This is a genomic window from Curtobacterium sp. PhB136 (assembly GCF_004346855.1).
Taxonomy (GTDB): Bacteria; Actinomycetota; Actinomycetes; order Actinomycetales; family Microbacteriaceae; genus Curtobacterium.
The window spans coordinates 341280-356852 of sequence record NZ_SMGH01000006.1; the positions used below are offsets into that span (position 1 = coordinate 341280).

The 15573-nt window shown below is 72.2% G+C and carries 13 protein-coding genes; 2 read left to right on the forward strand and 11 right to left on the reverse strand.

The genetic code is table 11. The features are described 5' to 3' along the window. The first annotated feature begins 36 nt into the window (after positions 1 to 36). Entirely contained in the window at positions 37 to 1494 is a 1458-nt protein-coding gene (gene gndA, locus EDF27_RS11095) for an NADP-dependent phosphogluconate dehydrogenase (protein WP_132048811.1), read from the forward strand. Positions 1495 to 1668: 174 nt separating this feature from the next. Here gndA and EDF27_RS11100 read toward each other — a convergent pair whose 3' ends face one another. Further along, positions 1669 to 2352, reverse strand: coding sequence for a hypothetical protein (locus EDF27_RS11100; protein ID WP_123654230.1), 684 nt, complete (start codon positions 2350 to 2352; stop codon positions 1669 to 1671). A 96-nt stretch (positions 2353 to 2448) separates the two neighbouring features. Here EDF27_RS11100 and EDF27_RS11105 point away from each other — a divergent pair, with 96 nt between their 5' ends. Further along, positions 2449 to 4014, forward strand: a complete 1566-nt coding sequence (locus EDF27_RS11105) for a molybdopterin-dependent oxidoreductase (RefSeq protein WP_347812799.1) — start codon at positions 2449 to 2451, stop codon at positions 4012 to 4014. Positions 4015 to 4046: 32 nt separating this feature from the next. On the opposite strand, the gene EDF27_RS11110 is transcribed toward EDF27_RS11105, so the two are convergent. The 10 genes from EDF27_RS11110 to EDF27_RS11155 form a co-directional block, all read right to left on the reverse strand. Beyond that, positions 4047 to 4826, reverse strand: a complete 780-nt coding sequence (locus EDF27_RS11110; RefSeq protein ID WP_132048813.1) for a putative protein N(5)-glutamine methyltransferase — start codon at positions 4824 to 4826, stop codon at positions 4047 to 4049. A gap of 8 nt (positions 4827 to 4834) precedes the next feature. Further along, positions 4835 to 5812, reverse strand: coding sequence for a ribose-phosphate diphosphokinase (locus EDF27_RS11115; protein WP_123654232.1), 978 nt, complete (start codon positions 5810 to 5812; stop codon positions 4835 to 4837). Positions 5813 to 5903: 91 nt separating this feature from the next. Continuing rightward, the gene (glmU, locus tag EDF27_RS11120; protein WP_123703206.1) at positions 5904 to 7331 is read right to left on the reverse strand and encodes a bifunctional UDP-N-acetylglucosamine diphosphorylase/glucosamine-1-phosphate N-acetyltransferase GlmU; all 1428 of its coding nucleotides are present in this window, start codon (positions 7329 to 7331) and stop codon (positions 5904 to 5906) included. A 259-nt stretch (positions 7332 to 7590) separates the two neighbouring features. Further along, positions 7591 to 8961: an MFS transporter gene (locus EDF27_RS11125; RefSeq protein WP_123654234.1), complete on the reverse strand. Its 1371-nt coding sequence runs from the start codon at positions 8959 to 8961 to the stop codon at positions 7591 to 7593. Between the two features lie 131 nt (positions 8962 to 9092). Beyond that, positions 9093 to 10160: an NAD(P)-dependent alcohol dehydrogenase gene (locus EDF27_RS11130; RefSeq protein ID WP_123654235.1), complete on the reverse strand. Its 1068-nt coding sequence runs from the start codon at positions 10158 to 10160 to the stop codon at positions 9093 to 9095. After that, positions 10157 to 11443, reverse strand: coding sequence for an ROK family transcriptional regulator (locus tag EDF27_RS11135; RefSeq protein WP_123654236.1), 1287 nt, complete (start codon positions 11441 to 11443; stop codon positions 10157 to 10159). The genes EDF27_RS11130 and EDF27_RS11135 overlap by 4 nt, the downstream gene beginning before the upstream one ends. Positions 11444 to 11454: 11 nt before the next feature. Further along, positions 11455 to 12480 carry a sugar phosphate isomerase/epimerase family protein gene (locus tag EDF27_RS11140; RefSeq protein ID WP_132048815.1) on the reverse strand — a complete coding sequence of 342 codons (1026 nt, stop codon included), beginning with the start codon at positions 12478 to 12480 and terminating at the stop codon, positions 11455 to 11457. Positions 12481 to 12535: 55 nt separating this feature from the next. After that, complete coding sequence (locus tag EDF27_RS11145; RefSeq protein ID WP_132048817.1) at positions 12536 to 13639, reverse strand: Gfo/Idh/MocA family oxidoreductase; 1104 nt, start codon at positions 13637 to 13639, stop codon at positions 12536 to 12538. Beyond that, positions 13636 to 14331: a ThuA domain-containing protein gene (locus EDF27_RS11150; RefSeq protein WP_132048992.1), complete on the reverse strand. Its 696-nt coding sequence runs from the start codon at positions 14329 to 14331 to the stop codon at positions 13636 to 13638. The genes EDF27_RS11145 and EDF27_RS11150 overlap by 4 nt, the downstream gene beginning before the upstream one ends. Positions 14332 to 14351: 20 nt before the next feature. Then, on the reverse strand, positions 14352 to 15533 hold the full coding sequence (locus EDF27_RS11155) for a Gfo/Idh/MocA family oxidoreductase (protein WP_132048819.1): 1182 nt from the start codon (positions 15531 to 15533) through the stop codon (positions 14352 to 14354). Positions 15534 to 15573: the final 40 nt, after the last annotated feature.

The window sequence follows — 15573 nt, forward strand, 5'->3', positions numbered from 1 at the left end:
TAGGTTGGGCGCAAACGTCAGGACAAAGGAGTGGACGTGGCTGACAGCAACGAACAGGCGAACATCGGCGTGATCGGTCTCGCCGTCATGGGGTCGAACCTCGCACGCAACCTCGCGTCGCGTGAGGGCAACACCGTCGCGGTCTACAACCGCACATACGCACGGACCGAAGAACTCCTCAAGGAGCACGGCGACGCCGGCTTCATCGCGTCGGAGGACATCGACGGCTTCGTCGCGTCCCTGTCCAAGCCGCGGACCGCGATCATCATGGTGCAGGCCGGCAAGGGCACCGACGCGGTGATCTCGCAGCTGGCGGAGAAGTTCGAAGAAGGCGACATCATCGTCGATGGCGGCAACGCGAACTTCCACGACACCATCCGGCGCGAGCACGACCTGCGCGAGAAGGGCCTGAACTTCGTCGGCACCGGCATCTCCGGTGGTGAAGAGGGCGCACTGAAGGGCCCGTCGATCATGCCGGGCGGCTCGAAGGAAGCCTGGGAGACCCTCGGCCCGATCCTCAAGTCGATCGCCGCGGTCGCCGAGGGCGAGCCCTGTGTGACCCACATCGGTACCGACGGCGCCGGGCACTTCGTGAAGATGGTGCACAACGGCATCGAGTACGCCGACATGCAGCTCATCGCCGAGTCCTACGACCTGCTCCGTCGCGTCGGGGGCCTCTCGGTCGAAGACCTCGTCGCGGTGTTCCAGGAGTGGAACGGCGGCGACCTGGAGTCCTACCTGATCGAGATCACGGTGGAGGTCCTCAAGCAGCGGGACGCCGACTCGGGCAAGCCGCTCGTCGACGTCATCCGCGACGAAGCGGGGTCGAAGGGCACCGGCGTGTGGACCGTGCAGAACGCGGTCGGGCTCGGCATCCCGGTGTCCGGCATCGGCGAAGCGGTGTTCGCCCGCGCGGTGTCGTCGAAGCCGTCGCAGCGTGCAGCGGTCCAGAAGTCGATCACGAACCGTCCGTCCATCGCCGAGGTACCGGACACCTTCGCCGACGACGTCCGCGCGGCGCTCTACGCGTCGAAGGTCGTCGCGTACGCGCAGGGCTTCGACCTGATCATCGCGGGGGCGAAGGAGTACGGCTGGGGCATCAACCTCGGCAACGTCGCGAAGATCTGGCGCGGTGGCTGCATCATCCGTGCACAGTTCCTCAACCGCATCGTCGAGGCCTACGACAAGAACCCGTCGCTCGAGTCGTTGCTGGTCGACCCGTACTTCGCGAACGCGGTGGCCGAGGGCGAAGCCGCCTGGCGTCGCATCGTCGGCATCGCCGCGGCGTCGGGGATCCCCGCGCCCGGGTTCTCGTCCGCGCTGTCGTACTTCGACTCGCTCGCGTCCGAACGGCTGCCCGCGTCGCTGATCCAGGGGCAGCGCGACTTCTTCGGTGCGCACACGTACCAGCGGATCGACAAGGACGGCACGTTCCACACGCTGTGGTCCGAGGACGACCGTCGCGAGGTCGAGCAGGAGCCGTCGACGCACTGATTCGCTGCCGCACGGAACGGGTCTCGCCATGCGGCGGGGCCCGTTCTGCGTGCTGGCGGGGTGCGGCGGCGGGCAGGCGGCGGCGGGCGCAGGCGGGCGGCCGTCGGCCGTCAGGCCGTCAGGCGGTCCGGCCGTCAGGCCGTCAGGCCGTCAGGCCGTCAGGCCGTCAGGCCGTCAGGCGACGATGCGCTCCCGCGCGAGCTCGGCGAGGAGCCGTTCGAGCTTCGGTCCGCGACCGAGCAACCGGCGTGAGCCCGGCGCCGTCCGGACGTAGAAGGTCGCGACGGCGATCGAGTCGTCGGCCCGCACGTAGTGCATGGCGATCGCGCAGGCGTTCCGGTCAGACGGTGTCGGCACGTCCTCGAGCCCGACGTGCATCACCCGGCTCCACCGGATCACGAGCAGCCGGGTCGCCCGCCGTTCGTCGAGTTCCCACAGGGACGCCTCGGTCGCCCCGAACGCCCAGGTGATGCGGTGTCCGAGCGTGACCTCGGACCGCGCTTCCTCGACCATGGTCCGGAGCTCGTTCGTCGGTGCGGCCGGGACCAGCCACACCGTGGGGTCGATCCGCCGGATGGCCAGCGCGAGCGACTCGTCCTCGCGCCGGCGGCGGAGGCCCTGCATGCGGAGCACCCCGGCCAGGATCACGCTCACCCCGAGCGCGATGACGATCACCTCGGCGATGCCGAACGCCGTGAGGTCCGCTTCGGGGGTCCGTGCGACGACGACGATCCGCGCGACGAGGAGCGCAGCCCAGACCCCGACGATGACCCAGCGCACGATCGCGAGGCGCCGAGCCGGTGACGACGTGTGCCGGGCGCGTCCGTCCCGTGGGACACGGTCGGGTCGGCTCAGCACACCCTGATCCTCGCACGCCGCACTGCACGGCGACACCGAGGAGGGGTGAACGCACGGCACCAACCGTTCACAGGACGACGGACCTACGATCAGGACGTGCCCACCAGCGGAACGTCGCTCCGGCCACGCCTGCTGGCTGCGGTCACCGGTGTCGTGGCGATGCTCGCGTTCCTCGGGGCCGCCGAACTCGGAGCGCTCGTCCTCGGCGGTGCCGGCAGTCCGCTCGTCGCCGTCGGTTCAGCCGTCATCGACCTCGCCCCGGCCGGCGCGAAGAACACCATGGTCGCGCTCTTCGGCACCGGCGACAAGGTCGCGCTCTTCGTGCTGATGGCCGTCCTGATGACCGCGATCTCCGCCGGCGCCGGGATCCTCGAGCGCGCCCGGCCACCCTTCGGTGCCCTGGTCTTCGCCGCCGGTGGTGCCCTGTCACTCCTCGCGGTGACCACACGATCGGGTGCCGGCCAGTTCGACGGCGCTCCGAGCATCATCGGCGTCGCCGCAGCGGTCGTGGTGCTGCGGCTCGTCATGGCCCGACTCCGCCGGTGGGAACTCGTCGCCGCGACCCCGACCCGCGCCGCGTCCGCCATGCCGGAACGCCGGGCGTTCATCGTGTGGTCGGTCACCGCCGGTGCGCTCGCGCTCCTCGTCGGTACCGGAGCACGACTCGGCTCGGCCGCGATGCAGCGCGCAGCGGCCATCCGACGAGCGGTACACCTCCCCGCGCCGAAGACGGCGTCCCCGGCGGTACCGGCCGGAGCCTCCCTCGACGTCACCGGGATCACCCCCTACGTCACGCCGAACGCCGACTTCTACCGGATCGACACTGCGCTCCGCGTCCCCTCGATCGACCCGGCCGACTGGAGCCTCCGCATCCACGGCGCCGTCGAGCACGAGATCGAACTGACCTGGGACGACCTGCTGGCACTTCCCCTCGAAGAGCACATGGCGACGCTGAGTTGCGTGTCGAACGAGGTCGGCGGGGACCTCATCGGCAACGCACTGTGGCTCGGCTACCCGATCCGCCACCTGCTCGCGAAGGCCTCTCCGACCGGCGACGCCGACATGGTGCTCTCCCGGAGCATCGACGGATTCACCGCCGGTACCCCCCTCGACGTGCTGCAGGACGACGGGACGGCGGCGCTCCTCGCCGTCGGCATGAACGGCGACCCGCTGCCGGCGGAGCACGGCTTCCCGGTGCGGATGGTCGTGCCCGGGCTCTTCGGGTACGTCTCGGCGACGAAGTGGGTCACCGAGATGGAGGTGACCCGGTTCGCCGACGCGCAGGGCTACTGGACGCCGCGCGGGTGGTCGGAGCGCGGGCCGGTGAAGCTGGAGTCCCGCATCGACACCCCGGCAAACGGTGCGACCGTGCAGGTGGGCGACCGCGTCCCGATCGCCGGCGTCGCCTGGCAACCGCACACCGGCGTGAAGGCCGTGCAGGTCAAGGTCGGAGCCGAGGACTGGCAGGACGCCGAACTCGCCGACTCGGTCTCCGCCGACACCTGGCGGCAGTGGGTCTACCGGTGGACCGCCACGAAGGGCTCGCACGAGGTGCAGGTGCGCGCGGTGAGCACCGACGGTGAGGTGCAGACGAGCGTCCAGCGACCGCCGGCGCCGAACGGTGCCACCGGCTGGGACACCGTCACGCTCACCGCGCGCTGACGCGCGGCGCGGGCGCGCGGGCGCAGCGCGGCTCAGGCCGGGAGGGTGGCCACGACGCAGGTGCCGTCGACGTCGTCGTCGTGCTCGATGCGCGCGGTGAAGCCGGCAGCGGTGAAGGCCGCAGCGGACACCGGTGCCTGCGCCTCGGACACCTCGATGACGACCGAACCGCCTGCACGCAGCCACTCTCCCGCGCCGAGGGCGATCCGGCGGTGCAGTTCGAGGCCATCCCCGCCACCGTCGAGCGCGACACGGTGCTCGTGGTCGCGTGCTTCGACCGGCATCGTGGCGATGGCGTCCGTCGGCACGTACGGGGCGTTCACCGCGATGACGTCGACGGCCCCGCGGAACCGGTCCGGCAGCGGCGCGAAGAGGTCGCCGCGCACCACGATCCCGCGGTCGCCGATGTTCTCCGCGGCGATGTCGACGGCATCCGGGTCGATGTCGGACGCGACGAGGTCGAGCGCTCCGACGCGCTCGAGGAGCGCGACGGCGATGGCACCCGCACCGCAGCACAGGTCGACCACCCGGTCGTAGCGGTGCAGGAGCCGAGCGGCCTGTTCGACGACGACCGCGGTCCGGGCACGCGGGACGAAGACGCCCGACGTCACACGGATGCGGTGCCCGTCGAACGCGGCCCAGCCCAGGACGTACTCGAGCGGTTCCCCCGCGAGTCGACGCTGGACCAGGGTGCGCAGCCGGGCGGGGTCGCCGTCGCCGGCGGCCAGGAGGAGATCGGCTTCGTCCTCGGCGAAGACGCTCCCCGCCGCCCGGAGTCGGGCGGCGAGGGCGTCACGCGCAGGGTGTGGCACGGGAGCCGTCAGGCGGCGCCGTCGAACATCGAGGTGACCGAGCCGTCGTCGAAGACCTCGTGGATGGCGCGGGCGAGGAGCGGCGCGATCGGCAGGATCTCGAGGCGGTCCCAGCGCTTCTCCACCGGCACCGGGAGCGTGTCCGTGACGACGACTCGGTCGATGAACTCACTCTGCAGGAGCTCGGTGGCGGGGTCGGAGAACACGGCGTGGGTCGCGGCGACGACGACACCGATCGCGCCGGCGGCCTTGAGGGCCTCTGCTGCCTTGGCGATGGTGCGGCCGGTGTCGATGAGGTCGTCGACGAGCAGGCACCAGCGGCCGGAGACGTCACCGACGATCTCGTGCACGCTGACCTGGTTCGGGACGAGCGGGTCGCGGCGCTTGTGGATGATCGCGAGCGGCGCACCGAGCTTCTCGGACCAGATGTCAGCGACGCGGACGCGCCCCATGTCCGGCGAGACGACGGTGAGCGTCGACGGGTCGAGGATCTGCTTGAAGCGCTCGAGGAGCACCGGCATCGCGAAGAGGTGGTCGACCGGGCCGTCGAAGAAGCCCTGGATCTGCGCGGCGTGCAGGTCGACGCTCATGATCCGGTGCGCGCCGGCGGCCTTGAACAGGTCGGCGACGAGTCGCGCCGAGATCGGCTCACGACCGCGGCCCTTCTTGTCCTGCCGGGCGTAGGGGTAGAACGGCGCGACGACGGTGATGCGCTTCGCCGAGGCACGCTTCAGGGCATCGACGATGATGAGCTGCTCCATGAGCCACTCGTTGATCGGTGCGGTGTGCGACTGGATGACGAAGGCGTCACAGCCGCGGACCGACTCGTCGAAGCGGACGTAGAGCTCGCCGTTCGCGAAGGTCCGGGCATCGGTGGGGACCAGGTCGACGCCGAGTTCCTCTGCGATCTCCGCGGAGAGAGCCGGATGTGCCCGCCCCGAGACGAGGACGAGTCGTTTCTGGCCGGTCGTTTTGATTCCGGACAAGTGCCGTACTCACTCCCTGACCCCGAGGGGCCGTGTGTCCAGGACCCGTCGCCGGGCCCTCTTGTGGCGGCGGATCGCCGTCGAGAAGGTGTCATTCGCCTCGCGCACGCCGAGCTGCCTCGGCCGCCGGCGTGCCGGGTCGGTGTTCTTCGACCCAGTCGTCGGTGTTGCGCTGTGGGGCGTAGCTGATCGCGAGCGACCCGGCCGGCACGTCCTTGCGGACGGTGGTGCCTGCGCCGGTGTACGCCCCGTCGCCAATCCTAACCGGGGCGACGAAGACGTTGTGCGAACCGGTGCGGACGTTCGACCCGACCTCGGTCCGGTGCTTGTCGACGCCGTCGTAGTTCGCAGTGATGGTGTTGGCCCCGATGTTCGAGTCCTCTCCCACCTCGGCGTCACCGATGTAGGACAGGTGCGGCACCTTGCTGCCCCGGCCGATCTTCGCGTTCTTGGTCTCGACGAAGGTGCCGATCTTGCCGCCGTCGCCGAGGATCGTGCCCGGGCGGAGGTACGCGAACGGTCCGACGGAAGCGCCGTCGCCGATGACCGCGAGGGTGGCGTCGGTGCGGTTCACGGTGGCACCCACGCCCACCTCGGTGTCGCGGAGGGTCGTGCCGGGTCCGACGACCGCCCCCGACGCGATCGCCGTCGCGCCGATGAGCTGCGTGTCGGGCAGGATCTCGGCGTCGGGTTCGATCGAGACGTCGAGGTCGATCCAGGTCGACGTCGGGTCCTGCACGGTGACGCCGGCGAGCTGGTGACGGCGGACGATGCGGTCGTTCAGCACGCGGGCGGCGTCCGCGAGCTGCGCGCGGTCGTTGATGCCGGCGAGGAGCCAGGGGTCGTCGAAGGTGACGACGTCGACGCGCCCCCCGCGCGACGCGATGAGGGCCGGTGCATCGGTGATGTACTTCTCGCCCTGCACGTTCGCCGTGGTGAGCGACGGAAGCACCGTGCGGAGGTGTGCGAGGTCGAAGGCGTAGATCCCGGCGTTCGTCTCCGTGATCGCGCGCTGTTCGTCGGTGGCGTCCTTGTGCTCGACGACCCCGGCGAACCCGCCGTGCTCGTCGCGCAGGATGCGCCCGAGGCCGGTCGGGTCCGGAGCGATCGCGCTGACGAAGGTGGCGGCGTTCGCGCCGGCGTGGTGCACGTCGACGAGGCGACGGAGCGACTCGGCTTCGACGAGCGGCACGTCGCCCGAGAGCACCACGACCGCGCCGTCGAAGTCGGCGGGCAGCGCTGCCACCGCGACTTCGACCGCGCGCCCGGTGCCGGGGACGTCGTCCTGGTCCACGACGATGGCGTCGGGCATGCGCTCCGTGACCTCTGCCGCGACCAGTTCACGCTCGTGCCGCACGACCACGGCGATGTGCGCGGGCTCGAGCGACTCGGCGGTGCGCAGCACGTGGGCGATGAGGGGCAGGCCGGCGAGCCGGTGTAGCACCTTCGGGGTGGACGACTTCATGCGCGTGCCCTGCCCGGCGGCGAGGACGACGACGGCGATCCGCTGGTCGGTCATGTCCCCATCCTGGCGCACCCGGGCCTCCGAGCACGAGCCGGCCACGGCCCTGTGCAGAACCATGCGCGGATCCGCAGCCTGTGGACGGGTCGGTGCCGAGCCTCCCGGCCGCGGGTGGGTCGATGTGCCTGCAAGAGGCGACAACGACGACGTCGTACGACAGCGAGGTTGTCGTACCGGGTCGGCCCGGAACAGCGGCGGCCGCAAGCGGCGACAACGACGACGTCGTACGACAGCGGGATCGTCGTGCCGCGTCGGATCAGCGCACGCGCCCCTCGTCCCGCACGAACGCCATCAGCACCAGGCCCGCGAGCAGCACCACCACGATGCCGATGATCCCGAAGCGCGTCGACCCGCCGATCGTCACCGCGATCCCGAACATCGCCGGCGCGATGAACGCCGCCGCCCGCCCCGTGGTGGCGTACAGCCCGAAGAGCTCCCCCTCTTTCCCGGGGGTCGCGAGCCGCGTCAGGTACGCCCGCGAGGACGCCTGCACCGGCCCGACGAACACGCACAGCGCGAGTCCGAGGACCCAGAAGCCGACGGGTGCGCTCCCGACGAAGAGCACGGCGGTGCCGCAGACGACCAGTCCGACGAGCGACACGGTGATCAGGGCGCGGGAGCCGAAGCGGTCGTCCAGCCGGCCGGAGAGGGCCGTCGCGACCCCGGCCACGACGTTCGCGACGATGGCGAACTCGATCACCCCGGACGCGCTGAACCCGAAGACCTGCGCGGCGATGATCCCGCCGAAGGTGAACACCGCGCCGACGCCGTCCCGGAAGACGGCGCTCGCGATGAGGAACGCGAGGACGTTCCGCCGTTCCCGCCAGAGCCGCGCGATGTCCCGGCCGAGGTCGCGGTACGCGGAGAACAGGGTGCCGGTGCGGGTGCGGTCGGCGGGGGCCTCGGGGATGACGAGGAAGAGCGGGATCGAACTCACGGTGAGCCAGATCGCGGCGATCCCGATCGCGACGCGGACGTCCCACTGCCCCGTCGCGACGGTCGCGGGCAGGTCCAGGAGCCCGGCGGTGCCCGACCCGCCGAAGTCCTGGATGCAGAGCACGAGCAGGACCACGAGCAGCACGATGCCGCCGAAGTACCCGGCCGCCCAGCCGATGGCCGAGACCCGCCCGGTCCGGGGGCCGGAGGCGACCTGCCCGAGCATCGCGTTGTAGCCGACGCAGGCGATCTCGTACGCGACCGTGCCGATGCCGATGAGGGCTGCTCCGAGCACCAGGAACGGCTGGCTCGGCGCGACGAACACCATCGCCCCGATGGACAGCGCGATGCCGATCGTCGCGATGAGCACCGAACGTCGGCGGTGTCCGGACGAGTCCGCCAGGCGTCCGACCGCCGGGGCGACGAGCGCGACCACGATGCCGGCGATCGTCAGTGCGGCCGAGACGACGGCCGCGTTGTGGGCGAGCTCCCGTTCGACGGCCTGGCGGGCTGCCCGGGACGAGTCCTCCGCCGCGACCAGAGCCGGGTCCACGAACGCGCGGCTCGCCAGGTAGGTGCTGAACACGAACGTCGTCACGACGGCGTTGAACGCGGCCGAGCCCCAGTCCCAGAGGGCCCAGGACACGAGGGCGCGCCGGTCGGTGCGCTGCGGCGGTGGAGCGACGGTCATGCGCGAACCGTAGCGCGTCCGGGTGACGCACCGGTGGCCCCGTTCCGGGTCACGTGCCGGCCGGGAGGCTCGGTGCCGGTGGCGAGCCGAGCCTCCCGTCCGCAGTGTGCACGCACCGCGCGCGACGCGCGCTACGCGGCGGGGACGCCGGCCGGGTAGACGACGGACTTCAGGGACGCCGGATCGGTGTCGCTCTCGAGGGCCTCGCGGACGTCGTCGAGCCCGAAGCGGCCGGTGACCAGCGAGTCGAGGTCGACCTGCCCGGACGCGACGAGCTCGATGGCGACCGGCCACGTGTTCGTGTACCGGAAGATCCCGGTGACCGTGACCTCGAGGTTCTGGATGTGCTCGACGGGCAGCGTCATCTCGGAGTTGCCGAGCCCGACGAGGACCGCGGCTCCGGCGGGCCCGACGGCCTTGATCCCGTCGGAGACCGCGCGGGGTGCTCCGCTCGCGTCGATGAACGCGTCGACGGGGGCGATGTCGGACGCGACGGACACCACGGTCGGGTCGACGACCTCGGTCGCGCCGTAGGACAGTGCGCGCTCCCGACGCTCGGCGACGAGGTCGCTGATCACGATGCGGGACGCGCCGAAGGCCCTGGCCGCCTGCGCGCAGATGATGCCGATCGGACCGGCGCCCGCGATGAGGACCGAGGAGCCGGGGACGATCCCGGCCTTCCGGACGGCCGCGATGCCCACGGAGAGGGGTTCGAGGAGCGCGCCGGCCTCGAACGAGACGGTGTCCGGCAGCGTGTGCGCGAACTCGGCCTCGATCGTGACGTACTCGGCGAAGGCCCCGTCCACCGGCGGCGTCGCGTAGAAGCGCATGTGCGGGCAGAGGTTGTACCGGCCCGCGAGGCACTGCGCGCACCGGTGACAGGGGCGCTGCGGTTCGACCGCGACGCGCTCCCCCACGCGGCCCGCGTCGACGCCGTCGCCGACGGCGACGATCGTGCCGGAGAGCTCGTGGCCGAGGACGAGGGGCTCCTCGACGACGAAGTCGCCGATCCGGCCGTGCCGGAAGTAGTGCACGTCGGAGCCGCAGACGCCGACCGCGGCGACCTGGACGAGGACGTCGCCCGGGTCGACCGCGGGGACGGGACGGTCCTCCACGGTGAGGTCGTCCTGGCCCTGCAGGACGCTGACGCGCTGGGTGCTGCCGCGCTGGGTGTCGGAGCGCTGGGTGCTGGTGGTCATGGGGTGGTCGCTTCCTGCGAGGTGGAGGTGGGATCAGGAGTGGGAGTGGGGGCCGGGGCGAGGGTCGGGTCGTCGAGCAGGTCGCGGAACCCGAGCTCGGCTGCGCCACGGAGGAGCACGTCGGCGCCGAGTGCGGTGGGCACGATCCGGACCCGGTCGGCCATCGCCGCCATCGACTGCGCCCGGACCGCGGTGACGATCCGGTCACCGACGTGCCCGAGGAGCACGCCGAGGAACCCGCCGAGGACGACGACCTCCGGGTTGACGGTGTGGATCGCGTTCCGGAGCCCGGTCGCGAGCGCCGCGACCTGGCGGTCCACGACCCGCTCGACCTCGGGACCCCCGGCGTCCAGCGCGGCGGCGAGGGCCGGCAGGTCGTCCGCGTCGACCCCGGTCACGGCGACGAGGGCGGCTCGGGAGGCCTCGGTCTCGAGACACCCGAACGCACCGCAGTGGCACCGGATCCCGTTGTCCGCCACGAAGGTGTGCCCGAGCTCGCCCGCGTAGCCGTCCGCGCCGCTCAGCGGCCGGTCCGCGCTGATCACGCCGCCGCCGATGCCGCTCGCGCCGCCGTTGAGGTAGACGAGGTCGCGGACCCCGCGCCCGCTGCCGTAGAGGTGCTCCGCCCGGGCACCGAGGTTCGCGTCGTTCGCGACCCGCACCGGCCGTCCGGTCGCGACGGCGAGGGGTCCGGCGAACGGCTCGTCGCGCCAGCCGAGGTGCGGGGCGTACCGGACGAGGCCGTCCTCGACACGGACGGTGCCGGGGATCGAGACGCCGATGCCGACCGTGCGGAACGACCGCATCACGTCCTGCAGGCCGTCGAGGAGCCCGGCGACGATGCGCACGGCGTCCGCGGCGCCCGGCCGGTGGTCGGTGTGCTCGGTGACGCGGTGCCGGATGCTGCCGTCGAGACCGACGAGGGCGACCGTGACGGCGTCGATCTCCACGGTCACGGCGACGGCGACGACGTCGGGGGACGCCCGGACGACGGGGCTCGGACGGCCGACGCCGGGTGCGGCTCCCTCGGACTCGCGGACGAGCCCGAGGTCGACGAGCTCCCCGACGAGCGCCAGCGTCGTCGAGCGGTTCAGCCCGGTGCGGCGGGTCAGGTCGGCGCGCGTCAGCGGTCCGTCCTCGTGCACGATCCGGAGCACGCGGGCGGTGTTCCGCCGCGGCCGGTCGGCGCCGGGCGCAGACTCGCGGGCCACGGGGTCGCGGGGCACGGGCTCGCGGGCGACGGGGTCGCCGGGCACGGGCTCGCGGGGCACGTCGGGTGGCATCGGCGCGGCGCTCACCGCGACTGCGAGTACGCCGCGTCGAAGGCGGCGTCGGGCGGGGCGATCGTGCCGAGGCGCCGGATGAACGCCAGTGCCTCCGGGCCGCCGACGAGCCGGTCCATGCCGGCGTCCTCCCACTCGACGCTCGTCGGCCCGGTGTAGCCGATGTGGTTCAGCACGCGGAACACCCGCTCCCACGGCACGTCCCCGTGGCCGGCGGTGACGAAGTCCCAGCCCCGCCGCGGGTCGCCCCACGGCAGGTGCGACGCGAGCCGTCCGTTGCGGCCGTCGAGCTGCTTCACCGACTCCTTGCAGTGCACGTGGTACACCCGGTCGGCGAAGTCGAGCAGGAAGGCGGCGGGGTCGAGGTCCTGCCACACGAAGTGCGACGGGTCGAAGTTGAACCCGAACGCCGGGCGGTCCGCGAAGACCTCGAGCGTGCGCTTCGCGGTCCAGTAGTCGTAGGCGATCTCGGACGGGTGGACCTCGAGCGCGAACCGCACCCCGACCTCCTCGAAGACGTCGAGGACCGGCGACCAGCGGTCGTGGAAGTCCTGGTACCCGGCGTCGATCATCCCGGGCGGCACGGGCGGGAACCCGGCGACCGTCTTCCAGATCGAGGACCCGGAGAACCCCGTGACGGTGTCGACACCGAGCGCAGCGGCGGCGCGGGCGGTCCACTGCAGTTCCTCGGCGGCGCGCTGCCGGACGCCCTCGGGGTCGCCGTCGCCCCACACGTGCGGCGGCACGATGTCCTGGTGCCTGGCGTCGATCGGGTCGTCGCACACGGCCTGGCCGACCAGGTGGTTCGCGATCGTCCAGACGCCGAGCCCGTTGTCGTCGAGGATCCGGCGGCGGTCCGCGACGTACTCCGGGTCGGTCGCGGCACGCCGGACGTCGAGGTGGTCGCCCCAGCAGGCGATCTCCAGTCCGTCGTACCCCCAGCCGCCGGCGAGCCGGGCGACCTCCTCGAACGGCAGGTCCGCCCACTGGCCGGTGAACAGGGTGACCGGCCGGGAGGCTCGTGGTTCGTCCGTCATGCTGCTTCCTTCCGTCTCGGGCCGGTTCCCGGGCCGTGGCCGGGTCGGACCGTCGTCACCAGGTGTCCGGTCGCGCGTCGAGCGGGACCGTGGCGGCGCGCTCCGGCCGGGACGTCACGGGCACCACGGTGTGTTCCCGTGCGGCGGTCGCGACCGCTTCCATCACCTCGAGCACGTGGTACGCCAGGTCCCCGGACGCCCGGTGTGGACGGTCGGTGGCGATGGCGTGCGCCATGTCGGCGAGGCCGTACCCGCGCCCGGCGTCGGCGTAGCCCGCGCGGACGGGGAGTTCCCGCCACGTGCGGTCGTCGGCGGTGGCGATCGACGCGGTCTCGGAGAACGCGTTCGGGTCCGGGACGGCGAGGGTGCCGGCCGTGCCGTACACCTCGAACAGCGGGGAGCGCGTGGCCCAGACCTCGAAAGAGACGGTCACGGTGGAGACGACCCCGCCCTCGTGCTCGAGGATCGCGACGACGTGCGTGTCGACGTCCACCGGGATCGCGGCACCGGCGTCCGGACCGGATCCGACCGTGCGTGCACGGGCGGACCGGGTGGCGCTCCCGCTGACCCGGACGACCGGGCCGAAGAACGCGACGAGGCTGGTCAGGTAGTACGGCCCCATGTCGAGCAGCGGACCGCCGCCCGGCTGGTAGTAGAACGCGGGTGCCGGGTGCCACAGCTCGTGCCCGGGTGCGCTCCACGCGACGGCCGCGCCGACCGGGTCACCGATCGCGCCGTCGTCCAGTGCGGCCCTGGCGGTCTGGATCCCGGTGCCGAGGACGGTGTCGGGCGCGCTGCCGACCCGGAGTCCGGCGGCGCGCGCCTGCTCGAGCACCGGGGCGGCCTCGGCGGTGGAGGTCGCGAGGGGCTTCTCACCGTAGACGTGCTTGCCCGCGGCGAGCGCCGCGAGCGCGACCGAAGCGTGCGCGGCGGGGATCGTGAGGTTCAGGACGACGTCGACGTCCTCGTGCGCCAGGAGTTCGTCGACGCCGAGGGCGAGGACGCCCTGCTCCGCCGCGACGGTCGCCGCCCGCTCGGTGTCGAGGTCGGCGACGGCGGTGAGCCGCAGCCCCGGCAGGGCGGGGAGGTGCTGGAGGTACTGCCGGCTGATGTTCCCGACGCCGACCATCCCGACGCGGAGCGCCGCGCCGTCGCTCATCGGGCTGCCCACAGGAGTCCCCGTTCGATGACGGTGCGGAGCGGCTGGGACTCGACGACCTCGAGCCGGTGGCCGGGCGCGGAGACGAAGACCCGTCCTGCGCCCCACTGCCGCGTCCAGATCGCCGGCGAGGTCACCGGGCGGTTCCACGCGTCGAAGTCGCGCGCTTCCTGCGTCGTGGTGGCGAGCACGTCGCAGTACTCGTCGCTCAGCACCCAGTACTGCTCGGTGACGAGGTCGAAGTCGGCGATGCCGTCGGTGATCGGGTGGGTCCGGCCGAGGTCCGTCATGTGCACCGTGTAGTGCAGGTAGTTGTCGGCCTGGTCGCCGGCGCGCTCGGCCGGGGGCTTGGCCGCGTGGTGCGCGAACTGCCCGCCGATCATGTGCAGGTAGTCGGCGTTGGCGCGGAACGAGTCGGCGATGCCGCCGTGCCACCCGGCGAGTCCGGTGCCGGCGAGCACGGCGCGCTGGAGGCCGGCGAACTCGTCGTCGGCGATGGTCGACATCGTGACGACCTGCACGATCAGGTCGACGGTGCGCATGAACGCCTCGTCGGCGTAGACGGCGGTGGAGTCCTCCACGCGGACGTCGAACCCGTGCTCCCGCAGGAAGGGGACGAACGCGTCGGTGGTCTCGACGGGTTGGTGTCCGTCCCACCCGCCTCGGACGATGAGTGCCTGGCGCTGCTGCATGGTGCCCTTCTGGTCGTCGTTCACGGGATGGCCGTCCAGCTGCTGCCGTCGGCGGCGCTGCGTTCGACGGCGTCGAGCACGCGCTGCACGTGCAGACCGTCCTCGAACGAGGGCGAGGGGTCCGTGCCGGCGACGATCGCGTCGACGAAGTCCTTCACCTGGTGGCTGAAGGTGTGCTCGTACCCGATGAGGTGCCCGGTCGGCCACCACGCGGCCATGTAGGGGTGTTCGGGTTCGGTGACGAGGATCCGCCGGAAGCCCTGCTCGCCCGCGGGGCCTGCGGACTCGTAGAGGCGGAGCTCGTTCATCGACTCGAGGTCGAACTGGATGGCGCCCTCGGAGCCGCTGATCTCGAGCGTCAGGCCGTTCTTCCGCCCGGTGGCGTAGCGCGTCGCCTCGAACGTGCCGATCGCGCCGTCGGCCGCACCGCCGCCGAGCCGGCCGATGAAGAACGCGGCGTCGTCGACGGTGACCTGTCCGCGCTCGCTCGACGCGGTGCCGGAGAGTCCGACGCCGTCGGCGAGCAGGGGGCGCTCGGTCACGAAGGTCTCGAGGGTGCCGGAGACGCTGGCGAGCTGCGCGCCGGTGACGTGTTCGACGAGGTCGATGGCGTGGGCGCCGATGTCCCCGAGCGATCCGGAGCCGGCGAGCGACTTGTCGAGCCGCCACGTCATCGGTCCGTCGGCGTCGGCGAGCCAGTCCTGCAGGTAGAGCGCGCGGACCTGCCGCACGGTGCCGATGCGGCCGGCTTGCACGAGCTGTCGTGCGAAGGCGATCGCGGGCACCCGGCGGTAGCTGAAGCCGACCATGGCGCGGACGCCGCGTGCCCGGGCGGCTGCGGCGGCGGCCGTCATCGCCTCGGCCTCGGCCACGGTGTTCGCGAGCGGCTTCTCGCACAGGACGTGCTTGCCCGCCTCGAGCGCCGCGATCGCGATCTCGACGTGCGAGGAGCCCGGGGACACGACGTCCACGACGTCGATGTCCGGGTCGGCGACGACCGCGCGCCAGTCGGTCGACGCTGCCTGCCAGCCGTACCGCGCCCTGGCGGCTTCGGCGCGGTCCGGGTCACGCCCGACGACCACCGCCATCTCCGGTTCCACGGCGAGGTCGAAGAACCTCGGGGTGGTCCGCCAGGCCTGCGAGTGGGCGGCTCCCATGAAGCCGTGTCCCACCATCGCGACCCGAAGTCGTTCCTGTGCCATCCGCTCGCTCCCTTGCGATCACGTCCTTGCCACGATCCAC

Coding starts and splice junctions, on each gene's coding strand:
- glmU (WP_123703206.1), bottom strand. CDS start 7,331: ATGACCGACCAGCGGATCGCCGTCGTCGTCCTCGCCGCCGGGCAGGGC.
- EDF27_RS11125 (WP_123654234.1), bottom strand. CDS start 8,961: ATGACCGTCGCTCCACCGCCGCAGCGCACCGACCGGCGCGCCCTCGTG.
- EDF27_RS11130 (WP_123654235.1), bottom strand. CDS start 10,160: ATGACCACCAGCACCCAGCGCTCCGACACCCAGCGCGGCAGCACCCAG.
- EDF27_RS11135 (WP_123654236.1), bottom strand. CDS start 11,443: ATGCCACCCGACGTGCCCCGCGAGCCCGTGCCCGGCGACCCCGTCGCC.
- EDF27_RS11140 (WP_132048815.1), bottom strand. CDS start 12,480: ATGACGGACGAACCACGAGCCTCCCGGCCGGTCACCCTGTTCACCGGC.
- EDF27_RS11145 (WP_132048817.1), bottom strand. CDS start 13,639: ATGAGCGACGGCGCGGCGCTCCGCGTCGGGATGGTCGGCGTCGGGAAC.
- EDF27_RS11150 (WP_132048992.1), bottom strand. CDS start 14,331: ATGCAGCAGCGCCAGGCACTCATCGTCCGAGGCGGGTGGGACGGACAC.
- EDF27_RS11155 (WP_132048819.1), bottom strand. CDS start 15,533: ATGGCACAGGAACGACTTCGGGTCGCGATGGTGGGACACGGCTTCATG.